This is a genomic window from Virgibacillus oceani (assembly GCF_014638995.1).
GTDB lineage: Bacteria > Bacillota > Bacilli > Bacillales > Amphibacillaceae > Virgibacillus_E > Virgibacillus_E oceani.
Window position 1 is genome coordinate 1 of record NZ_BMFR01000007.1, and the last position, 22,402, is coordinate 22,402.

Below are 22,402 nucleotides of genomic sequence, written 5' to 3' on the forward strand. Positions count from 1 at the left end.
ACACTTTTCCAGCCCGGAGCGATTCCGGACGGCGACCCGAGAATATTACGTCGCAGTTTACGTCAACTACGTATTAAGACCTTATTGTTAAAAAGTAATGTTTTAACCTTCCTATCCTGTAATTTGTACTTCTTTTGTGCAAATGATTTTGTTATGTACCAGTCCCCTGTTTTATATAAATCGCAAAGGAAAGCATGCTAAACATCATCTGCAAGGGCAATAGTACTACTTTCATAGAACGTGCATTCGTATCAAACTTTTGATAAACTAGAAGTAAAGGTGGTGTTCAAATGCAAGATAAAGTTTCCTTCATTCATGCAGCAGATTTACACTTGGACAGCCCGTTCAAGGGATTGGCACGTATTCCAGAGCATATTTTTAAAGAAGTTCAGGAAAGTACATTTGCCGCATTGGAAAGATTGGTTGAAACGGCCATTCAAAAGCAGGTAGATTTTGTTCTCCTTGCCGGAGACCTGTTTGATAATGAAAGACAAAGTCTCAAGGCACAAATACGACTGCGAAAAGCCTTTGAGAAATTAAACGAATACAATATTGCAGTGTATTTGTCTTATGGAAATCACGACTATATAAAGGGAAATATCCATCCAATTGATTATCCAGAAAACGTATTTATTTTTCATGAAGAAACGATAAAACATTATACATATAAACGAGATGGCCGGAATCTTGCATCTATTTACGGATTTAGTTATGAGACTCGCGCCATCCTAACAAACAAAGCAAAAGAATTTAAGATAGCTGACGAAACGATACCATTTCATATTGCGATGCTTCATGGAAGTATCGCAAGCAATACGAAACATGACGTCTATGCACCGTTTAAATTAACTGATTTAACACAACAGCATTTCGATTATTGGGCACTTGGGCATATTCATCAACGGGAAATAGTATCGGAAAACCCTCCAGTAGTATATCCCGGAAACACCCAAGGAAGGCATCGTAAAGAATCTGGAGAAAAAGGCTGTTATCATGTCACATTGGAAGGGAATACAGCCAATTTAACGTTCATTCCGTTACAGGCAATTACGTTTCACTCATTGGCTGTAAATATATCAGCATGCGACTATCCACACCAGCTGGAAAGGCTTATTGAAAGGGCTGTACACGAACACCAGGAAATAAATTCTTCCCATCTCCTTTCAATAAAATTAACAACGGCGAACCAGGAGCATAAACGGTGGGTTACAGAAGGGATGCTGGACGATATCATCGATTTAATAAATGAATCAGCAGTTCGTCAAACAAAATGGTATTACATTTTTCAAATAAAAGCGGAACATAGACAATCCGTATCAGATAGGGAACTGTACAAGGGTGATCATTTTATTGGTGAACTGCTGCGCTATACTGAAGAGGTATCTATTCATCCATTTATTACCGATTTATATCACCATAAACAGGCTAGAAAATATATGAAAGCTACATCTAATGATGAAGAACAATCCATTAAAAATGAGGCTCAGCAATTACTGATTCATGAACTTCTGGAGATTGAGGGTGAATAGGGATGAAATTAATGCAAGCTACGATATATGGTTTTGGGAAATGGACTGATTATACCATTGATTTTTCAACGAATTCCTTCCTATGCATCTATGGTGAAAATGAATCTGGCAAATCGACACTTCAGCAATTTATTTTGTTTGTCCTATTCGGCCTTCCACCGAAAAAACGGTCATTCTTTAAACCAAAAACAAGTGGAAAAATGGGCGGCAGATTAACACTGTTTGATGAAAATGTTGGCGAATTTACAATTGAACGCACTGATGATAGCAGAAATGGGGCCGCGAAATGCTTTCTGCCAAATGGAAGTGAGTATGAAGAAGAATGGTTAAGAGAACGTCTGCATGGAATGACACATAAAACGTATTTATCGATTTTTTCATTTTCTGCAAACGATTTAAGCCCGTTACATGATATGAATGAAGATGAGCTTGGAGAAGTATTGCTTGGCATAGGGTTAACAGGCTCGAAAAATATATATTCTATTGAGAAACAAATTGATACAAAAATAGGGGAATTGTTCAAACCATACGGAAAAAAGCCAATCATTAACCAGCAACTGGACTCATTGGACGAGCTGTATCGAAAACTAACAGTTTATAAGGAAGAAGAGTCTTCCTATCGATCGAAGAAAGACTTGATGCATTCCTGCGCAAAAGATATTCAAACAGCAAGGGAGACCATACAAAAAGAAAACAAGACATTACTATCCATTGAAAGGCAGCAGCAAGCACTTCCGCTTATTCATGATTACCTGCATTGCACGAAGCAATTAGCTGGTTACCCTGCTGAATTGACGTTTCCTGAGGATGGATTGATTCGATTTCAAGCATTAAAAGAAAAAATGCTGCCAATGCAGAGTGAGTTATCGGTTATTGAAGATAATCTAAAAAGGTATCAAGAGAAACAAGCAAAACTTAAAGAGGAACTTTATGATGAAGACATCTATCAGCAGGCAGAGGAAATAGTACAATCCAAACAAAGCTGCATAGAGAATGAAAATAGGATGGAACAGCTAGGCGAAGAATTGAAAAAAGCAGAGATACACATAGACAATGAACTAAATAGCCTAAATCTGGGTTTATCTCCAGATGATTTAGCCACTGTTTCATTTCCATTCCATATAGAGAATACGTGGAATCAGCTTCATAGCGATTATGGTCAATTGCAGCTGGAAAAAGAGCAGCGTCAACAAGAAGAAAGCACTTTGTCCAATCAAAGGGATTACCTTATTCATCAGCAGCAAGAATTAAATGCAAGTATATTACCAAGGCAGCGCATTGCTGAATTAAATGAAACAATTTACGAATATAAACAGCAAGCATCCTTAAACAAGTTAAAAGAGGATTCCTTCAAACAGCATGAAAATTGGCAGAAAATGAAACTGCAAAAAAACAGAACAAGTACTAATATATTAATTGGAAGTATTATTGCAGCTGTTATTAGTGGAGGTTTAGCGTTTTTATTGGATTCGGCGATATTTTATAGTTTAATGGCTATTCTAGTAGTAGCGGGAGCTGTTCAGTGGGTCATTGGCAAGCAATCGATTAACAATATGGAACAAATGCTGTTAAGCCATCAGGAGACAGCTAAAATTCCAATAACAAAAGAGGCATTTACGGAAGCAGAAAATTTAATTGCAATTCATTCAAAGCAGATAAAAGAACGTGATTCCGTCGAGGATCAACTGAAGGATATAGATCGTAAGCTTCTGCAATTGGACGAACGGAATAATCTACTGGAACACAAGCAAAATCGATTAATGCAAATAATAAACGATCAATATGAAGAATATCCATTTTTAAGCAATGTGGACCTGCAATTTTGGCCCAAACTTTATCATACGTTAAAGCATTTGCTGCAAAAATACGATAATAAAATCGCAATACAGAAGCAACGGGACAAGCTTGACAAGGATCAGTCACAAATTAAAAATACGCTTTATATGTTTTTCCATGAACGAAATTGGGAATCGACTACCAAGACAATTGTAGAGCAATTTAGTCTATTAGAGGACTTCCTCCAGCATTTCAGTAAAACCTGTACATTAGACGATCAGTATGAGAAGTGGTGTGCAGGAGCAATGGAGCAATCTCTAATACTGAAACAAAAAATAAGCATCTACGAAAAAGAAACAAACTTATTATTTGATGGTGCTTTAGTAAAAACGGAGGAAGCCTTTTTTCAAAAAGCGAAGCAATCAGCTGAAAAGCGTAAACTTGATGAAAAAGCAAATGAACGATTGGGACAGATTTTAACTATCTTTAAAAAAGAAGAGTGGAATGAATTAGCTGGGCGAAATATCGATGCAAGACAGCTCGAATTGAAACATAAAGAACATGTTGCTTCCATAAAAGAATTGGAAAAGGAACTTGATGAAAAACGGCAAATGCTGGCAGATGCGAATGCTGATTTAGCTAAAATGGAATCAACCGAAATATATTCCGAAACGGTACATCGGTACAACATGGAACAAGAAAGCTTACATCATTTGGCAAGAGAGTGGGCAATATTAAAAACGGCAAAGGAACTGCTGATTGAAACAAAACGAAAATTTCGGGACAAATACCTTTCTAAAGTAATCGATAAAACATCGCACTATTTCGCTTTACTTACCAACTATGCGTATAAGCGTACCTTTGCGCCGGCAGATGGACAGGTATTTCAAGTCTTGGGACAGGATGATATTAAGTATTCGGTTAAAGAACTTTCTCAAGGTACAAAGGATCAGTTGTATATTGCCTTAAGACTGGCTATAAGTGAGGTAATGAGCAAAAATCACCATATGCCGTTTATTATTGACGACGCATTTGTCCATTTCGATGCTTCCAGAACAAAGCAGATTATGAAAATACTGACTGAAATTGCAGAGCACCAGCAGGTAATTCTCTTTACATGTAAAAAAGATATAGTTGAAACAGAAAATAAAGAAGGAATTGTTTTCTTAGAAAATACTGTTCGCATTAATTAGCGTTTAATGGTAAACTATTTGCAGATAAATGTTGAATATATGCAGGTGGAGGGACTTCCATTGCCAGAGGAAAATGTTACAAAAGACTGGGAAAAATATGAAGAAACAATCGAAAAGTTTATACAGGTAATCGCTAAAAATATGAATCTTTATGGAATTACATCGTCTGTTGGCCGCTTATATGGTGTCCTATATTTTTCAGATCAGCCAATGACATTAGACGATATGAGAGATGCGCTTGTCATGAGTAAAACGAGTATGTCGACTGGTGTTCGTGCATTATCAGATATGAAAATGGTCGAATCAACCTTTAAAAAGGGAATCCGGAAAGATTTGTATCAATCTGAGGAGGATTGGTACAAATCATTTACTTCATTATTTGGCAATCGTTGGCGTCAGCACACTGAGACAAATATTGAAGAAGCGGATGAAGCTATAGAGGAATTGGAAACCCTGCTTTCCTGCACAGAGGATGAGGAATTGAAGGATAAAATTGTAAGAGACATTGACCGGCTTCATTACGCTCAGAATTACTATAAATGGCTAATGAAATTTATTCGCGTAATGGAAACTGGTGAAATTTTTAATTATATTCCTAAAAATAAAGATTAACGAATAGCGGATAAAGATTGACGTGAAAGAAATGGCATCATAGCAATTAACATGTTGTATGACCAGTCCTTTTAGTCAGTCTTTTTTGTAAGATAAGCAAGAGTAAAATAAAGGGTTTATGAAATTAAAGCTGCGTCATGATTCGGCATAGAAACTAGCAATTTTACTCTGATAAGTTAACAATAGTCGTATCAAGCTATGTTATCTTTATCTTATTGCGAAGGGTTCGTTTCTAAGTGTTTATACAGGTGTTTGCTTTAGTTTTATAGGGGGGAGATCCATATGAGAAAAGGTATTGGATATGCTAATATAGGGGATTCATTTGATGATTTTATCTTAATAAAAGAAGCTGCAAGGGGAGTAGCTAGCAATGGAAAGGCATTTTTAACATTAATCTTGCGTGATGCGACGGGTGAAATTGAAGCTAAATTATGGGACATAAAAAAGGAAGATGAGGAAGTTTTTTTGCCTGAAAAAATTGTCAGGCTCACTGGCGAAATAAATCAATTCAGGGGAAAAGCCCAGCTTAAAATATTTACGATTAGACCTGCCCAGCCAACAGATGGTGTACATGTCGCTGATTTTGTTGAAAAAGCACCCGTTGAAAAAGATATATTAATAGAAAAGCTCACAGAGGCGATATTTGAAATGAAAAATCCAGCCATGCAGCGTATCGTTAGAGCTTTTATTAAAAAATATCAGGATGCACTTTTAACCTATCCAGCGGCATCAAAAAATCATCATGAATATGTTTCGGGATTGGCCCATCATGTTGTGAGTATGCTAGGTATAGCAAAAGAATTATATACTCTATATCCACAGATTAATAAAGATCTGCTTTATGCAGGAATTATCCTTCATGATCTCGGAAAACTTAAAGAATTATCTGGGGTTGTTACAACTTCATATACGATAGAAGGAAAATTACTAGGTCATATTCCAATAATGGTTGAAGAAATTGGAATCATGGCTAAAGAATTGCAAATTGAAGGGGAAGAGGTATTGATTTTACAGCACCTTGTGTTAAGTCATCACGGTAAAGCGGAGTGGGGAAGTCCGAAGCCCCCGTTAATTCGCGAGGCAGAACTGCTGCATCTTATTGATTTGATAGATGCTAAGATGAATATGTTAAACCGTGCATTGGATAAAGTGAAGCCAGGTGAATTTACGGAGCGGTTGTTTGCAATGGATAACCGGCAATTTTATAAACCGCTTTTTGAAGAAAAATAAGCTGAGGTTATTTTTTCAGACTTTTGGACATATACATGTGTTAGATGGATGGACAAGGGGGACTGAAATATGATTGTTGGAGTGCCTTGGTGGGTCTTTATGATGATTCTTTTTATATTTTTGAGCGGATACATGGCATACAGAGCAATTCGCGCTGAAAGGAAATTGGAACAGCAGTTTATTGAACGTGAAGGAAATATTTTCATGGAGCGTATTGAAGAGGAACGAAAACATAAAGAAACTAAAAAACAAGTATCAAATTAAACGAGGATGTCCTATAATGGGACACCCTCGTTTATTGCGATTACTTTTCTTCTTTAGAATCCTCTTTTTCAAATAGACCTTCAAAGTCGTCATCTTTTGGATCTATCTTAGCATCATCAAGAAGTGACTGAATTTTAGCCTGTGCCTTTTGCGGATCTATTTTTTGATTTAGGATTTGACGGCGAATATCTTCTTTCATATCTTCAAATTTGCCGATATCTTCTTCTTTGTCACGCTTGTCCGTTACTTTAATGATGTGGTAGCCAAATTCTGATTTTACCGGGTCACTGATTTTCCCTACTTCTAGATTATATGCAGCATCTTCAAAAGCAGGGTCCATTTTGCCAGCAGAGAAAAATCCTAATTTACCGCCTTCTTCAGCAGTTGCGGTATCAGTGGAATATTCTTTCGCTAATTTAGCAAAATCGCCACCTTCATCAAGTTTCTTTTTAACCTCTTTAGCTGTTTTTTCATCTTCAACTAAAATATGCTGTGCTTCAATTTCTTGCTTCATTCGATCATACCGTTGCTTAATCTCTTTGTCTGTAATTTCAATGTCCTCAGAGATTGCTGCTTCCTGCAAAAGACTAATTCGTACTAAATCACGATAGGCATCTTCATCTTTAATACCTTGCTGCTGCAATGCCATTTCGAATTGTTCACCTAATTGGTCTTTTGTCTTTTGAACTTCTTTGTCAACTTCTTTGTCAGTAACCTCATATTTATCATCTAATACTTCAGCTGTTACCATTTCTTGTATAACAGCATCTCCATAACGGTCTTTTAATTCTTGATAAAACTCATCTTTTGTTATATTTCCAGCATTTGTTTCCACTACTACTTCTGAATCGTCACCAGAGCTGCATGCTGATAAGCTCAATACTCCTGCTGTCAATGTTACAGCGATTGCTACTTTTTTCATTTATGAACACTCCTAACATGATAGTTGCCCAAACATTAAACTACCTGAATAATATAACATATTTTTGTACAAAAAAAATAGTCCGGACTCTAAATTTTCTATTTTATGGTGTCATTTACATGATTATCTTGTGTTAACTTACTACATTTAATACCTTAACATAAGAAGAAACAAGTAAAATAATTACCATTATATTTATCATTCTAAACGTTCGCGATTGTTTATGGTTATTCATTTCCATCTTTAAGCAAAATCGTTGTGTTAGTGAGTTAAAGATCAGCAGGATGAATAGAGCGTAAAAGAGAAATGGAATTAACATACGAAAACCTCCTTAACAAGCTTAACACAGTATTATCAAAAACTCTTATATAGATAATATCATATTTATAACTCTACCAAAGTATAGAGCCTGTGAACAGTATTTTTTTAAACAAAGACTTTTTTCCGTAAATATTGCTGCTTTTATTTTGCAGATTCCGTAAAGTGCGACGTAATGCGGTAGACTACCGTTCTGGAAATACACTAATGTGATATTTTATAACTTCATACTTTATGGGGATGAGGAAATAAAAAAAGCATATTCATTCCTACTAGCAGCCCGTATACACGGAAAGCGGAGTGTATACGGGCTGCGGGGTCAAAGAGCAACATAAAATGCAAAATTTACGTCGCATTATATGTAAATTTTGTAATAAACAATTTTTTATAAAAACAGCAAAAAAAAGAATCTGCGTGTTTGCAGATTCTTCTATTAAACTAGTTAATTTTGAGCTTTTACCAATATATCAAAACCGCCTTTACCATTTTCAATAAACGCTTTTTTCGGTGCCTTTACAATATGAATAACATATAAAAAGTCCATAAATGAAAATCCAATATGAATAGATGTAAATAATAGAATATAAACATAAAAGTCCTGAAACAAGTAGCTTGCAATCAATCCCGGCACTGTGATAAATAATGTCGGTGCTAAAGCAACCAAAAGTGATACTGGTTTAGATAAATAAGCATTTGGATAGTAAGTGAAGCTTGGCTTTATTTTATTTTTTAATCTATAGTTAAATTTAGATCGTTTTTTCAACATAATAAGTGGTAAAATATGCATAAACGTATGAATTACCGGCAGCAAAATAAGTGCTGCAGTAAAAGGAAATATTCCAAACTCGTTTACATTTGTTGAACCATGTATAATAGAAAAAGGCACGTAAAGGAAGACAAAGGTCATTAGGCCACTCAAAAATGAACTAATATAAATACGATTCATTCCAAATTCTTTGTTTATGTTTATAGATTTCCAGCAGTTCATAATTAATCCCCCTTACGTAAATTCCTTGATGTTTTTCTTATCAATCCTTCAAGAATAATAGTACGTTTCAGGGTAAAAAGCAATAGTTTTTTTATTTATTTTTTTATCTTTTTTTAGCCCCGTTATGGCGGGTATTCAGATTGTCGATATAATACATAGTATAGATAGTATAAAAGGGGGAGGGTCGGCACTTTGAGTATGTTAAATAATGACGATACATTATCCTTTCATTTACAATTAATTACAAGATTAATTGATATAGATCAGTATCCATTTATAAAATTAGTCATTGAAAAAAACATTACCCGAAAGGAATACGATGAACTTTTCCAGTTATTACAGAAGCTTGACTTGCAATATAAAATTCAAAAAGAGGAAGGGTTCCTGGATTTCACGTCATTATTAGTTCATTTTGCCGGAATGCTTAATGAAAAGCTGGTACCGGATATGACTATTTATGCATTAAAAAAAGAGGGATATTTCCCCTCGTTGATGAATATGTTTATTGAATTAATTAAACAGAATAATAATCATAAAGAAGACTGGTAGAACATTTTCTGTTAGTCTTCTTTCATATCCCGGAACGATTGCTCCACCTCGTGGTGAAAATCTATAATATTGTTTAAACGTTTTTTTAGGAGTGTCAGTTTCTCATTATCTTCGTATTCGTTCTGTTGTAATTTATTTTCAATTTCCTCTAATGAATCCAGCTGATGGTTTGTTGCATCGATCCATTTATTAATATAGGTGGGCATAAAAGATTTAAAAAGCTGCATGTTTGCCTGATATAAATCCTTCCTTACTCCTTTTTTCCACACACGTGTCACCAGATTAAATTCAACTAAACTCCGGACACTGGTACTCATCGATGTTTTACTTTTCCCCAATGCTTCACTCATTTCGTCTAATGTATAGGCTTTTTCATTTAGGTAAAGAAAGGCAAATAACCGAGCCTCTAATGGAGTTAAATCAAACATTTCAATCGTTTTCGCAAATTCAAGAATAATTTTGTTTGTAATAGTTTCATTCTGATGTTCGTTCATACAATCCCCCTAAGAGCCTTGCTATATAAAGGTTACATTAAAAATGAAAATAATAAAAATAGATAACTGCACAGGAATATGGAGCAAATTAAAGGAAATTAAAGCATACGCCCATTAAAATTCGTACAGAATAAACTGTACGAATAATATATACAAAATTGGTGGTATTTAATGTTTGAATTGTACATATAAAACGTTATATAGTAGTAAGAGTGAAAGCGATCGGATCTGATGAGAGACTATCGAACTATAAATCTAGTTTGATATCGAAAGCATGACATTAATCTAAGAAAAAAGTAGTAAGACAAATAGCATGCTTCATTAGAAATCGAATCAAGTTATTAAAGAGGTGAAAGTTATGCCCGTTATAGAGGTTAAAAATTTATCGAAGGTGTTTGGCAAAAACCCGAAGCAGGCCTTAAAACGCTTGGATGAAGGAATGTCCAAGGATGCCATCCTCAAAGAAACAGGGAATACAGTAGGGGTAAATCGTGCGTCTTTCTCTGTCGAGGAAGGCGAAATATTTGTAATTATGGGATTGTCCGGAAGTGGTAAATCAACGCTAGTTCGGCTGATTAACCGACTCATTGAACCGACGGAAGGTCATGTATTGATTGATGGGGAAGATCTTGCCGCAATGGATAAGAAATCTTTGCGCCAGGTTCGCAGGGAAAAATTAAGTATGGTTTTTCAGAAATTTGCATTGTTTCCACAGCGAACCATATTAGAGAATGCAGAATATGGATTGGAAATTCAAAACGTTGCCAAAGATGTCCGAAAGAAAAAGGCACAGGAAGCACTCGAAATGGTTGGACTAGGAGGCTATTTACACCAAAAGCCGGGCCAACTATCTGGAGGAATGCAGCAGCGGGTTGGTCTAGCTCGTGCATTGGCAAATGATCCAGAAGTACTATTAATGGACGAAGCTTTTTCCGCACTAGATCCATTAATACGGAAAGAGATGCAGGATGAGTTGATCGATTTACAAGCAGGTATGAAGAAAACAATTTTATTCATTACGCATGATCTTGATGAGGCGTTACGGATTGGCGACCGGATTGCATTAATGAAGGATGGTTCAATTGTGCAAATTGGTACACCTGAGGAAATCTTAGTTAATCCTGCCAATGATTATGTAGAAAAGTTTGTTGAGGACGTTGACCGTTCAAAAGTTCTATCTGCACAAAATATTATGAAACGTCCAGAAACCATTAATATTGAAAAACATGGACCGCGTGTTGCATTAGAGAGAATGAGAGAAGAAGGTCTATCCAGTATTTTTGTAGTGGATAGCAAACGTAACCTAAAAGGGTATGTGACAGCGGATGATGCATCTGAAGCAAGAAAAAAAGATATTCGCGACATCCATGAAATTTTGAAAAATGATATACCGCGAGTTGAAAAGGATACGGCAATGAATGAAATTTTTGATGTGATTTATGATTCACCTATTCCAGTAGCCGTTATCGAAAATGACAAGCTGGTGGGCATCATTGTTCGAGGTGCTGTTATTGCGGCGCTTGCTGGGGAAGGCGAGGTGAAACTAGATGCTTAATACCGTTTTGGATTTCGTTCCAGAGATTCCAATAGCAGAAAATACAAAGAAATTCACAGATTGGCTGACAGACACATTTGCATTCTTGTTTGATCCAATTAAAGAAAACCTAGAAAGCTTTATGGAGTTTACTGCTGACAATTTAATTTTGATACCACCTGTAATTGTTATTTTGTTAGTAGCTGTCCTCGCTTTCTTTATTTCTGGTAAAAAATTTGGATTAGCTGCCTTTTCAATTGTTGGACTTTGGCTAATATACAATCAAGGTTTTTGGGACCATTTAATGAACACATTTACATTGGTATTAATCTCAAGTTTATTGTCCGTCATCATTGGAGTTCCGGTTGGTATTTTAATGTCTAAAAGCAAAACAGCTGAAGCAATTATTACGCCAATTTTGGACTTTATGCAGACAATGCCAGCATTTGTTTATTTGATTCCGGCCGTTGCATTTTTCGGTATCGGAATGGTTCCAGGTGTGTTCGCATCGCTAATCTTCGCAACACCGCCAACCGTACGTTTTACCAACCTAGGTATTCGTCAGGTTTCCAAGGAATTAGTTGAAGCATCTGAAGCATTTGGCAGTACAGGTTCACAAAAATTGTTTAAGGTTGAATTGCCAATGGCTAAGGCAACCATTATGGCTGGTATAAACCAAACAGTTATGCTCGCACTGTCCATGGTAGTTATTGCTTCCATGATTGGGGCGCCAGGTCTTGGTACAGAGGTTCTGTCTGCACTTCAACGTGCACAGGTAGGTACCGGATTTGTTGCGGGTGTAGGAATTGTTATACTTGCGATTATTATAGATCGATTCACACAAACAGTGAACACGAAAAATAAATAAGTGTTTATGAAGCTGGTATCTTTTCACATGAAAAGTTTCCATATATAAAAAATTAGTAAAAAGGGGAGTTTTATAGTTATGTTTAAATTTAACTGGAAACGTCTCGGTATTGCTGCCGGACTTTCATTATCATTAGTTGCAGCAGGCTGCAGCTCTGATGAAGGATCATCAGGTGAGGGTTCTTCTGATAGTGATTCAGAAGCATCTAAAGAAATTGAATTATCATATGTAGAATGGGATACGGAGGTTGCATCAACAAATGTAATCGCCAAAGTTCTGGAGGACCAAGGATTTGATGTTGAAGTAACACCGCTTGATAATGCGGTAATGTGGGAATCTGTTGCAACTGGAGAAACAGATGGAATGGTTGCTGCATGGTTACCAGGTACACATGGAGATCTTTACGAACAATATAAAGATAAAGTAGTCGATTTAGGTACAAACCTTGAAGGAGCTAAAATTGGTTTAGTGGTTCCTAAATACATGGATGTAAATTCAATTGAAGATTTAGATTCACAAGCAGATCAAACAATTACAGGTATTGAGCCTGGTGCAGGGGTTGTTAAAGCCGCCGAATCTGCAGTTGAAGAGTACAGTAACTTAGATGGTTGGACAGTACAAACATCTTCAAGTGGTGCAATGGCAACAGCATTAGGCGAAGCTGTTGAAAATGAAGAGCCAATTATCGTTACAGGCTGGTCTCCACACTGGAAATTCCAAAAATATGATCTTAAATATTTAGAAGATCCAAAAGGTTCATTTGGTGAGGCAGAAGAAATTAAAACAATGGTACGTCAAGGTCTAGAAGAAGATATGCCAAAAGCTTATAAAATTTTAGATCAATTCCATTGGGAGCCTGCTGACATCGAAGCTGTAATGTTAGAAATCCAAAATGGTACAGATCCTGAAGAAGCTGCAGCTGCTTGGGTTGAAGAAAATTCAGACAAAGTATCAGAATGGACTAAAGGTGTAGAATAAGCAATAAATTTAAATTAATGAAGCTGATACAAATGTATCAGCTTCTGTTTTAAAAAGGAGTTTTACAACATGTTAATGAACAAACCATGGAAGCGTTTCTCACTACTTTTTGGAATTATGCTTATGATCTTTGCCGCTGGATGTGGATCGGATGATACGGATCAAAAGTCTGGTGATGAAACTTCAAACTACAGTGAAGCGGTTGACTATACGATTGCAGGTATTGAACCAGGTGCGGGAATTACGGTTACAACAGAAAAAGCAATAGAAGAATATGATAGTTTAAATGGATGGACACTTGAACAGTCTTCAACCGCTGCAATGGTCACACAATTATCAGAGGCTATCGAGAATGAAGAACCTATTGTTGTTACAGGATGGAATCCACACTGGATGTTTGCGAAATACCCCGATCTTAAATATCTCGAAGATCCAAAAGGTGTTTATGGTAAGACAGAAGTAATTAAGACATTGGCACGTAAAGGATTAAAGGAAGAAAAACCAAATGCATATAAAATACTTGATCAGTTCCACTGGGAAGTAGAAGATATGGAAGGAATTATGTACAAATCCCAAGAAAGTGGGAAAGATATTGCAGAAGTGGCAAAAAAATGGGTTGAAGAACATCCAGATGCTGTCGCAGAATGGACTAAAGGTGTTGATGACGTTGATGGTGTTGAAGTTGAACTTGTATCAACTCCATGGGACTCTGAACGTGCATCATCTAGTGTTGTCGCAGAGGTATTAAAATCAAAAGGATTTAATGTAAAGGTTACCCCGGTTGATGTTGCTGTTGTATTTAAAGCAATCGCAAATGGTGATGGTGATGCAACATTGGCTGCATGGATGCCCGTAACGCATAAAGAATTTTATGACAAATTTAAAGATCAGTTCGACGATTTAGGTGAAAATTTAAAAGGTGCTAAAATAGGATTGGCCGTACCGAAATATATGGACATTGATTCCATTGAAGATTTACAAGCAAAATAAAAGTAAAAAAAGATTCCTCTATATGGAGGAATCTTTTTTTACTTTCTCTTCAAGATCTTTCAGGCTTGATTCAATTTGCTCTAAGTATTTTTCAATATTTTTTTGATGTGGCTCTACTGAGTTTCTCCAATCTTGCACAGATGTTTTCATTTCCTGTGTCAAGTCTTTAATTAATGCTGCACCTTCTTTTGATGTTTCAGCAATTTGGTTTTTCAGGCGCATACCATCTCTTTTTAAATTTTCAAGCATATGCTTCCATTCAACACCTTGCTCTTTTGCCCGGATTCTTAATTCTTTGCCGGACGCTGGTGTACTCAATAATGTTGCAGTGGCACTAACAACTCCACCAACAACAAATCCTAATAATAATGATTTACCTTTAGTCATAATCATGTCACTCCTTTCACTTACTTACCTGTTATAATTATCTTTTCCTTATCAAACTTCTATGAAACATCATTTCGGATAATATATAACAGTGTATTTTCATTATAAGAGATTTTAGGGTTAAAGTGTACGAAAAACAGTTTTCTTAAAAAATCCTCTGACAATATTGTGCCAGAGGATTTATATTAAGTGAAGTGATTATGAAATTGGAAGTGGCTGTGTTCGTTTGAAAATACGCTGTACAATTGGATAGATGATTGCCATGAATAGTGTATTTAATGCAGCAGCAGGCAATACAACTGTTAAGAATAACGCCAGAAATGCGCCATCCATTAACCCAACAATGTACAATGCTGAACCTAAAAATATGGATCCACTAATAATTGTTCCAATTGCAGCTAATACGGGTGCACTGACTTTACCGGGTATTCTGTCCTTAACAAATAAAAACAGTCCAAAAAATAGTAATGCAGTAATTGGCTTATCAATCATGTTGGCAATTTGTCCTCCAGGGGCTTGTGTAGTTAATGCTGAAATGATTCCTGTAGCAATTGCTAAGACAACAACATATTTTGTTTTTGGAACTAGCATAATCCCCAAGAACATCATTGACAATAACATATCAGGTTTTACTCCGTATATTATTGGCGGGACCACAGTGTGCAGGACAGCACCTATTCCTACTAATAAAGACAAAACCACTAAAATCCTTGTATTCATTTGTATCTCTCCTCGTCTCGGCTAAGCTATTTTTCTGCGCATCCCAGCTGTACACTCATTGTCAGCTGCGGAAACTTATCGCTATTATACCAAAAAACAGGATAAATAAAAAGTACTAATTTCTACCCCGCATTAACGGGCAGTAATACCCCCACTTCATGGTTTGGGGGGAGGTAACTGCCCGTTAATGTCCAATTCTGTACAACTACCAATCAGTGGGGAAAAAAGAATCTCCAATGATTGAAGCTTCACTTTATAAACATTCTATTATTTAATTCCTTCATTAATTTCTTTGGCAATTTGCTGCAAATCCTCTGTTGAATAGTTGTCTTGGTGGGTTGTCCATCCTAAGTCATAGCCATCACCTTCACCATAACGAGGGATGATATGAATATGTAGGTGAAAAACTGATTGTTCGGCAGGTGCTTCGTTATTATTTAATAAATTCATTCCAATTGGCTGATATACTTCTTTAATGGCTTTTGCTATTTTCGGAACGCGTGCGAACAATTCTTTGGCAACATCTGATGGTGTTTCATAGATGTTTTTTGTATGTGTTTTCGGAATGACTAACGTATGTCCTTTCGTTACCTGGCTAAGGTCAAGGAATGCGTATACATGCTCATCCTCATAAACTTTTGCTGAAGGTAGTTCACCATTAATGATTTTACAAAAAATACAATCTTCATGCCCCATTGAAATCACTCCTTAGCTTATTTGTTCTTATTGTATATATGTTTAAAGAGAAAAGTAAAGCTAAAAACTACATAGACTTAGGTTATAGTTTCTGTAGACTGCGACATAAATGCTTGTGGTGATTTTGCATCATTTTGGACGCTCGTTGGTCCTGCAGCCCGTATACACTACGCTTTCCGTGGGAGGCTGAGGCCGTGCCCTAAGGTGCGCATCCGCCCGCAGCGATCCCGGACGGCGACCCGAGAATATTACGTTGCAGTTTACGTCAACTGTACAAACACAAACAGGACTAGCCCGTTGTGGACTAGCCTGCTTTAAGAAGAACGAGGAAGACGATAACTTCTAACGTTGGGGACTTTTAGTAATTCAACGTTAAATTGCAATCCTGCTACTTAACTGTTTGATTACAAAAACCTTTTTGTCAGCATCTCAGTATAAAACTGGGATGTGTCCTGGCAAAAGGGTTTTATCATTAGATTACCGTTCACTAACACCTCATTTTGTGTTTAATACACGAAATTTATATTAGAGTATCTTTCGCTAACACCTCATTTTGTGTTTTTTATACACGAAATTTCATTAGTTACTCGATCGCTAACACCTCATTTGTGTTTGACACGAAATTCTGTAGTGGTACATCCCCGCTCTTCAATAGTTATTGTGAACCGAAAGCCGACATTTATACATACATGATGGTAATAAAATATGAGTAATTGCATGGATAGCTACTTTATGATTCATACACTGTAAAAACGCATTACTTTCGGAATGACAGCCAAAAAATCGATTCCATTTTCGCCATATTTAACTGCCCACAATGCCGACATTTATTTGTGAAACATTCTCAAAAAAAATGTCAGTAAAAGTCTAACGGTATGCTTTGGCTTTGTCCTAGAATAATGGTAAAATTTTAATCTAAGGAATGTTTTAGGAGGAGACCTAAGTGAACCCTTTGTTACATATTGAAAATCTTCATGGTGGATATACACATAAGAATGTACTGCACGGTATTTCGTTTGATGTTTTTCCAAAGGAGATTGTTGGACTGATTGGTTTAAATGGAGCAGGGAAAAGTACAACAATTAAACATATTATCGGTTTAATGCAGGCGAAAAAAGGAACTGTTTCTGTAAACGGGAAAACTTTTGCAGAAAACAAACAGGTATATCGAAGTCAAATGGCATATATTCCAGAAATGCCAATATTGTACGATGAACTTACCCTATATGAACATCTTCGTTTAACGGCAATGGCCTATGATATACCCGAGGATGTTTTTGAGAAAAGATTGCAGCCGCTATTAAAGGAATTCCGCATGGAAAAAAAGCTGAAGTGGTTTCCGGTTCATTTTTCAAAAGGAATGCGTCAAAAGGTTATGATTATGTGCGCATTTTTGATCGAACCACCGTTATATATTGTCGATGAACCATTCGTTGGACTAGACCCATTAGGGATACAATCATACCTCCAATTAATGGATGAAATGAAGGAAAATGGATCCGGTGTATTAATGTCCACACATATTTTAGCAACTGCAGAGCGTTATTGTGACCGTTTTGTAATACTGCACGATGGCAAGATACGTGCAATTGGAACATTGCCTGAATTACAAACAGAATTCGACATGCCGGATGCGACTCTGGATGACCTGTATGTACAGCTGACAAAGGAAGAGAGCCATGTTTGATTCCAATGCCCTTTTTAAAAGGCGTTTTTCAGAGCATCTAAAAGAGACTAGCCGTTACTTGCGCTATATTTTTAACGGACATATTGCTTTTGCAATGCTGTTTTTTGTATCTGCCCTTGCCTATTATTATCAGGATTGGCTCACAAAGCTTCCAGAGGGTTTTCCAACAGATTGGGTTATGGGGATAGCACTCGGATTATTAGTCAGCTATAGCCCGGTACGTACATTGTTAAAGGAGCCTGATCTAGTTTTTTTAATAACTGCAGAGCATAAAATGGGTGCGTATTTTCGTAATGCATTGATTTATAGCTTTGTCATTCAGTTGTATTTAATACTGCTGCTGGTTGCGGCGTTTGGTCCACTGTACTTCGCCTCATATCCTGAGCGTGATGGCAATGTTTATTTAGTTACAGTTATAATCGTTCTTATTTTTAAGGTTTGGAATTTAATTGCAAATTGGTGGATGCTTAAGGTTAGAGAGCCAAGTGTAAGGAAAATTGATCAGTTTGCACGTATCCTATTAAACATAGCGACATTCTTTTTCATAATAAATGGTAACATGCTGCTGGCAGGAATCACGACAGCATTGTTTATTTTTGTGTTTTTGTACGATTTGAGTGTGTCAAGGAAGCAGGCAGGCATTGTCTGGGACTTGCTTGTGGAAAAGGAACGTAACAGAATGCAGGCATTTTATCGGATTGCGAATATGTTTACAGATGTGCCACATCTCAAAAATCGTGTTAAAAGGCGGCAATGGCTTGTTTCACTCATTAATCGGATACCGTTTCAACGGAAATTTACGTTTGACTATTTGTTCCGTATTACCTTTATTCGCAGTGGGGACTACTTTGGGATGTACGTCCGTCTCATCGTAATCGGTGGATTATTTATCTATTTCATTCCAAACAGCTGGATCAAAATTATGTTTGCGTTGTTGTTTTTGTATATGAGTATTTTTCAAATGATGACCTTGTACCAGCATCACCGAACCGTAATCTGGCTGGATTTGTATCCGGTAGAGCTGAAACGTCGACAGCAAGCTGTATTAAAATGGCTGTATCAATTAGGATTTATTCAGACGGTTATTTATGCTTGCATTTTCCTGTTGTTTGCTGATTTTACGGGTCTTGGTGTTACATTAGTAGGCGGGCTGTTATTTAATTATGTATTTATCAATGGCTACGTAAAACAGAAGATGGCATAAAAATGAGCCTGACAAAAGTGTTTAAACAAAATAAAATCCAAACATAGTTGGTGCACACATACCGCTTCGGAAATACACTACGCTTTCCGCGGGTGGCTGCTCTGAGCCTACTCCGAGCTATTGCTCTACGTAGTCTCACCTAGGCTTTTCATCCTGCAGGAGTCTCCGTGTATTTCCTTCGCTAGTATGGTGAATTTTTTCGGCTTTAGATTAAACAATTTAGTTAAGTTCCAGGCTCATTTGTTTAGTGCTGTTCTTGATAGTTAAAATAGGCTGAAATTAGCGTCTTTGCTGCGATTGGCAGGGCGCGTTCATCAATATTAAACTTTGGGTGGTGGTGGGGGAAAGGATTACTCTCCGTTTTTGCACCAGTAAAGAAGTAGGCGCCTGGTCGTTCCATCATATAATAGGCAAAGTCTTCCCCGCCCATAACTGGTAAGACTTCTTCTCTTTTTGTTATTTCCGGAATCTGTTTACTTGCTTCAAGAACTAATTCAGCCTCGTCAGCGTGATTAACGAGCGGGGGGTACCCTTTTTCATAATTCAGTGTGTAGCTTGCATCGTTTGCGACACAGACACCATCAATGATTTTATCAATTTCGGAAATGATTTGTTCCTGAATATCCGTGTTAAGATAACGGACCGTGCCAACCAATTTTGCTTTATCCGCAATAATATTAAATGCATTTCCAGCTTCAAAAATACCAACTGTGACAACACCGGTACCTAATGGGTCCAATCTGCGGGATACAATCTGCTGAAGCTGTGAAATGACTTGGGCGCCAATGACGATTGCATCATTTGTCTCATGTGGATAGCCGCCATGACCACCTTTGCCTTGAATTGTTACTTCAAAACGATCCGCACCAGCCATAAATGCACTTTTTGAAGTTTGCAAAACCCCAAGAGGTGTTGTTGCCCATAAGTGTGTTCCGAAAACAGCATCCACACCGTCTAACGCACCTGCTTCGATCATTGGCTTGGCCCCGCCTGGAGCATATTCCTCGGCATGCTGATGTAAAAAGACGATTGTGCCGGGCAGTTCTTGTTGAAATGACAGAACTGCTTTTGCTAGAGCTAATAATGCAGCGGTATGTCCGTCGTGGCCACATGCATGCATCACACCATCGACCGTTGATTTATACGGTATATCATTTTCTTCTTGAATCGGCAATGCATCGAAATCAGCTCGCAATGCGATAGTTTTGCCAGGTTTTCCGCCTTTTATTGTAGCTATGACACCATTTCCGCCAATATTTGCTTGATAGGGGATCCCTAGTTTTTCATAAAAGTCTCCAATATACTTAGCGGTTTCTGTTTCCTGAAAGGAGAGTTCTGGATGCTGGTGCAAGTACCTGCGTGTTTCCACCATTTCCGGATATAGATCATCAATTGCTTTATGTATTTTGTCTAACATCGGCAAATCCTCCTGTGTATAATTTTCTTATGATTATAACATTTTTAGCTAGTTAAGTCAGAAGGAAGGAGAATAAAATTGATAAAAACGCAAATCGGAAATATCAACCGCAAAGAAAAGAAAAGGACAACTAATATAAGCTGTCCTTTTAAAGGGGGGCAATATATATTAAGTTAATCTCGGGTCAGCGAGTAATCGTTCAACCTCTTCCTTATGGTGTGTTTCATCGGAAATTAAATCTTCTAATTTAACAACAAGCTCTGTATAGCCTAGTTCCTCAGCCTGTTTTTTTCGTTGTTCATAACGTTTAATCGTATCACTTTCTGCTTTTAATGTTGCTTCTAGTAAAGCTTTTACTTCGGTTGGCTGTTCAACATCAGCAGATTTTGTTGTCGGTGTGCCGCCAAGTGTTTTAATTTTTTCGGATAGGTACAAGGCATGTCCAAGTTCATCGTTAATTTCACTTTCGAAAAATGGTTTTAGTGCAGAACGATATAAACCCGACACAACTGACGCACTATACGTATACTGGATAGCGGCTCCGTATTCGTGTGCTAAATCTTCATTTAATCCATCTATCAATTGTTGTAATTCGTCACTCATCGATTATCCCAACCTTTTATATAGTTTTATCTACATCATTACGATACCCCATTAAACGTTTTTTAAAACCTGTTTTAAACCAGACGGAAGTCTCAGTCTTAAGGCGGAGGAAGAAACAATCTTCAGGTCGTTATTTTATGTTGCCCTTTTTATTAGTATAAAGGTAAGATATAACGAGAGGGGCATTATTTATGGAAGCAGCACAGTCTAATACGGTAAATGAAGCAAAGGTTCCTGTCTTTAAAAATCGCAATTTTCTCTTTTTAATTATTGCAGCACTATTTTCTTCACCAGGTTATTACGTTTATTTAATCGGGGCTGAATGGTTAATGCTATCAATTACTGAAAACCGCTTTTATTTCGGTATGCTGTTTCTCGCAGCATCTATTCCAAGATTGTTATTATTAACCGCAGGCGGATTAATTGCTGATCGTTTTAATCGAAGAACAATACTTTTTCTGTCTGATCTATCAAGAGCGCTTTTAATTATTGTTTTGCTCTTTTTCATTTTGACCGACTCAGTAACAGCCGTTCATTTAATCGTATTGGCTATGTTGTTTGGCATTTCGGATGCGTTTAGTTATCCAGCTATGAATTCCATGACACCAATGATCTTAGCGGAAGATCAACTGCAGCGTGGTAATTCACTTATCCAAATGACAGCACAAATCAGCCCGATTTTAGGCCCAGCAGTTGGTGGCAGTTTGATTGCATTTCTAGGGTTTGAAGGTGTTTTTACAGTAGCATTTATCATGCTGCTTTTATCTTCTTTAGCAGTTTTGTTCATACGGCTGCCAGACCAGCCTGTCGCAAATGAGAAAAAAACACCATGGGAGGACCTAAAGGAAGGATTCAGCTATGCCAGGAAAAATGAGCTGGTCATCGCGGTTGTCATCTTAGGATTCTTTTTAAATTTCTTTATATCAGGTCCTCTATCCATTGGATTGCCAATAATTATAAAAGACATATTTCAAGGCAGTGCTCTAAATTTAGCATCTGTAGAAATATCTATGGGAATAGGTGCACTTGCTGGAGCAATTGTACTGGCGTCAATCAGGTTAAAAAAGCAGGGACTTGTACTTTTGATAAGTTTAATACTGTTGGGAATCTTTTATGCATCAATTGGGATGTCAGCGAATTTATTGTTGGTGGTAATGCTTGTAGCAACAATGGGATTTCTAATTCAATTGGTCAATATTCCATTGATGACGATGCTTCAGCAAACTACTGAGAAAAGAATGCTGGGCAGAATGATGAGTTTTCTGATGACTGTTTCGACAGGACTTGTTCCTGTATCATATGTCGTTACCTCTTTATTATTAGCCATGGGGGTTGGCATCCAAGTAATCATAATGGTGGGCGGTATTATTGTTACATTGATTGCGGCTATTAATTTTAGGAACAAACATATTTTAAGCTTCAAGGAGCAGAAAGGGTGAGTGA

22 protein-coding genes are annotated in these 22,402 nt (G+C 37.0%); 13 read left to right on the forward strand and 9 right to left on the reverse strand.

What is annotated here, in order from left to right; all coding sequences use genetic code 11:
* Positions 1-290 precede the first annotated feature (290 nt).
* The 5 genes from IEV74_RS09815 (at position 291) to IEV74_RS09835 (ending at position 6,604) form a co-directional block, all read left to right on the forward strand.
* Positions 291-1,529, forward strand: a complete 1,239-nt coding sequence (locus IEV74_RS09815) for a metallophosphoesterase family protein (RefSeq protein WP_188455213.1) — start codon at positions 291-293, stop codon at positions 1,527-1,529.
* Positions 1,530-1,531: 2 nt separating this feature from the next.
* Positions 1,532-4,498, forward strand: coding sequence for an ATP-binding protein (locus tag IEV74_RS09820; protein ID WP_188455214.1), 2,967 nt, complete (start codon positions 1,532-1,534; stop codon positions 4,496-4,498).
* 60 nt (positions 4,499-4,558) lie between these two features.
* A complete protein-coding gene (locus IEV74_RS09825; protein WP_229683119.1) occupies positions 4,559-5,110 on the forward strand; it encodes a GbsR/MarR family transcriptional regulator in 552 nt (183 codons plus the stop codon).
* A 282-nt stretch (positions 5,111-5,392) separates the two neighbouring features.
* A complete protein-coding gene (gene yhaM, locus IEV74_RS09830; protein ID WP_188455215.1) occupies positions 5,393-6,340 on the forward strand; it encodes a 3'-5' exoribonuclease YhaM in 948 nt (315 codons plus the stop codon).
* 69 nt (positions 6,341-6,409) lie between these two features.
* Positions 6,410-6,604: a sporulation YhaL family protein gene (locus IEV74_RS09835; RefSeq protein ID WP_188455216.1), complete on the forward strand. Its 195-nt coding sequence runs from the start codon at positions 6,410-6,412 to the stop codon at positions 6,602-6,604.
* 40 nt (positions 6,605-6,644) lie between these two features.
* Here IEV74_RS09835 and IEV74_RS09840 read toward each other — a convergent pair whose 3' ends face one another.
* From IEV74_RS09840 to IEV74_RS09850, 3 genes are all read right to left on the reverse strand, one after another.
* On the reverse strand, positions 6,645-7,526 hold the full coding sequence (locus tag IEV74_RS09840; protein WP_188455217.1) for a peptidylprolyl isomerase: 882 nt from the start codon (positions 7,524-7,526) through the stop codon (positions 6,645-6,647).
* A gap of 133 nt (positions 7,527-7,659) precedes the next feature.
* Positions 7,660-7,845, reverse strand: a complete 186-nt coding sequence (locus IEV74_RS09845; protein WP_188455218.1) for a hypothetical protein — start codon at positions 7,843-7,845, stop codon at positions 7,660-7,662.
* Between the two features lie 441 nt (positions 7,846-8,286).
* Positions 8,287-8,832 carry a DUF3267 domain-containing protein gene (locus IEV74_RS09850; RefSeq protein ID WP_188455219.1) on the reverse strand — a complete coding sequence of 182 codons (546 nt, stop codon included), beginning with the start codon at positions 8,830-8,832 and terminating at the stop codon, positions 8,287-8,289.
* Between the two features lie 198 nt (positions 8,833-9,030).
* Between IEV74_RS09850 and IEV74_RS09855 the strand changes: the two genes are divergently transcribed.
* The gene (locus IEV74_RS09855; protein ID WP_188455383.1) at positions 9,031-9,381 is read left to right on the forward strand and encodes a DUF1878 family protein; all 351 of its coding nucleotides are present in this window, start codon (positions 9,031-9,033) and stop codon (positions 9,379-9,381) included.
* A gap of 11 nt (positions 9,382-9,392) precedes the next feature.
* On the opposite strand, the gene IEV74_RS09860 is transcribed toward IEV74_RS09855, so the two are convergent.
* Positions 9,393-9,875, reverse strand: a complete 483-nt coding sequence (locus IEV74_RS09860; RefSeq protein ID WP_188455220.1) for a GbsR/MarR family transcriptional regulator — start codon at positions 9,873-9,875, stop codon at positions 9,393-9,395.
* A 358-nt stretch (positions 9,876-10,233) separates the two neighbouring features.
* On the opposite strand from IEV74_RS09860, the gene IEV74_RS09865 reads away from it, so the two are divergent.
* The 4 genes from IEV74_RS09865 (at position 10,234) to IEV74_RS09880 (ending at position 14,245) form a co-directional block, all read left to right on the forward strand.
* Positions 10,234-11,430: a quaternary amine ABC transporter ATP-binding protein gene (locus IEV74_RS09865; RefSeq protein ID WP_188455221.1), complete on the forward strand. Its 1,197-nt coding sequence runs from the start codon at positions 10,234-10,236 to the stop codon at positions 11,428-11,430.
* Positions 11,423-12,277 (forward strand): ABC transporter permease, encoded by an 855-nt coding sequence (locus IEV74_RS09870; RefSeq protein WP_308418990.1) that lies wholly within the window; start codon positions 11,423-11,425, stop codon positions 12,275-12,277. Before IEV74_RS09865 ends, IEV74_RS09870 begins: the two co-directional genes overlap by 8 nt.
* Positions 12,278-12,355: 78 nt before the next feature.
* Entirely contained in the window at positions 12,356-13,255 is a 900-nt protein-coding gene (locus tag IEV74_RS09875; protein WP_188455222.1) for a glycine betaine ABC transporter substrate-binding protein, read from the forward strand.
* Positions 13,256-13,330: 75 nt separating this feature from the next.
* Positions 13,331-14,245, forward strand: a complete 915-nt coding sequence (locus IEV74_RS09880) for a glycine betaine ABC transporter substrate-binding protein (RefSeq protein ID WP_188455385.1) — start codon at positions 13,331-13,333, stop codon at positions 14,243-14,245.
* Between the two features lie 18 nt (positions 14,246-14,263).
* On the opposite strand, the gene IEV74_RS09885 is transcribed toward IEV74_RS09880, so the two are convergent.
* The 3 genes from IEV74_RS09885 to IEV74_RS09895 form a co-directional block, all read right to left on the reverse strand.
* Positions 14,264-14,632, reverse strand: coding sequence for a YtxH domain-containing protein (locus tag IEV74_RS09885; RefSeq protein ID WP_188455223.1), 369 nt, complete (start codon positions 14,630-14,632; stop codon positions 14,264-14,266).
* Positions 14,633-14,830: 198 nt separating this feature from the next.
* Positions 14,831-15,352, reverse strand: a complete 522-nt coding sequence (locus tag IEV74_RS09890) for a tryptophan transporter (RefSeq protein WP_188455224.1) — start codon at positions 15,350-15,352, stop codon at positions 14,831-14,833.
* A gap of 267 nt (positions 15,353-15,619) precedes the next feature.
* Positions 15,620-16,048: an HIT family protein gene (locus IEV74_RS09895; RefSeq protein WP_188455225.1), complete on the reverse strand. Its 429-nt coding sequence runs from the start codon at positions 16,046-16,048 to the stop codon at positions 15,620-15,622.
* A 943-nt stretch (positions 16,049-16,991) separates the two neighbouring features.
* Between IEV74_RS09895 and IEV74_RS09900 the strand changes: the two genes are divergently transcribed.
* Together IEV74_RS09900 and IEV74_RS09905 are read left to right on the forward strand one after the other, a co-directional pair.
* Positions 16,992-17,735 (forward strand): ABC transporter ATP-binding protein, encoded by a 744-nt coding sequence (locus tag IEV74_RS09900; protein WP_188455226.1) that lies wholly within the window; start codon positions 16,992-16,994, stop codon positions 17,733-17,735.
* Positions 17,728-18,939: an ABC transporter permease gene (locus IEV74_RS09905; protein ID WP_188455227.1), complete on the forward strand. Its 1,212-nt coding sequence runs from the start codon at positions 17,728-17,730 to the stop codon at positions 18,937-18,939. The genes IEV74_RS09900 and IEV74_RS09905 overlap by 8 nt, the downstream gene beginning before the upstream one ends.
* Positions 18,940-19,183: 244 nt before the next feature.
* Here the strand turns inward: IEV74_RS09905 and IEV74_RS09910 are convergent, their stop codons facing one another.
* Together IEV74_RS09910 and IEV74_RS09915 are read right to left on the reverse strand one after the other, a co-directional pair.
* Positions 19,184-20,356, reverse strand: a complete 1,173-nt coding sequence (locus tag IEV74_RS09910; RefSeq protein ID WP_188455228.1) for an amidohydrolase — start codon at positions 20,354-20,356, stop codon at positions 19,184-19,186.
* Between the two features lie 168 nt (positions 20,357-20,524).
* A complete protein-coding gene (locus IEV74_RS09915) occupies positions 20,525-20,959 on the reverse strand; it encodes a ferritin-like domain-containing protein (RefSeq protein WP_188455229.1) in 435 nt (144 codons plus the stop codon).
* 191 nt (positions 20,960-21,150) lie between these two features.
* Here IEV74_RS09915 and IEV74_RS09920 point away from each other — a divergent pair, with 191 nt between their 5' ends.
* Positions 21,151-22,398 (forward strand): MFS transporter, encoded by a 1,248-nt coding sequence (locus IEV74_RS09920; RefSeq protein WP_188455230.1) that lies wholly within the window; start codon positions 21,151-21,153, stop codon positions 22,396-22,398.
* Positions 22,399-22,402 lie beyond the last annotated feature (4 nt).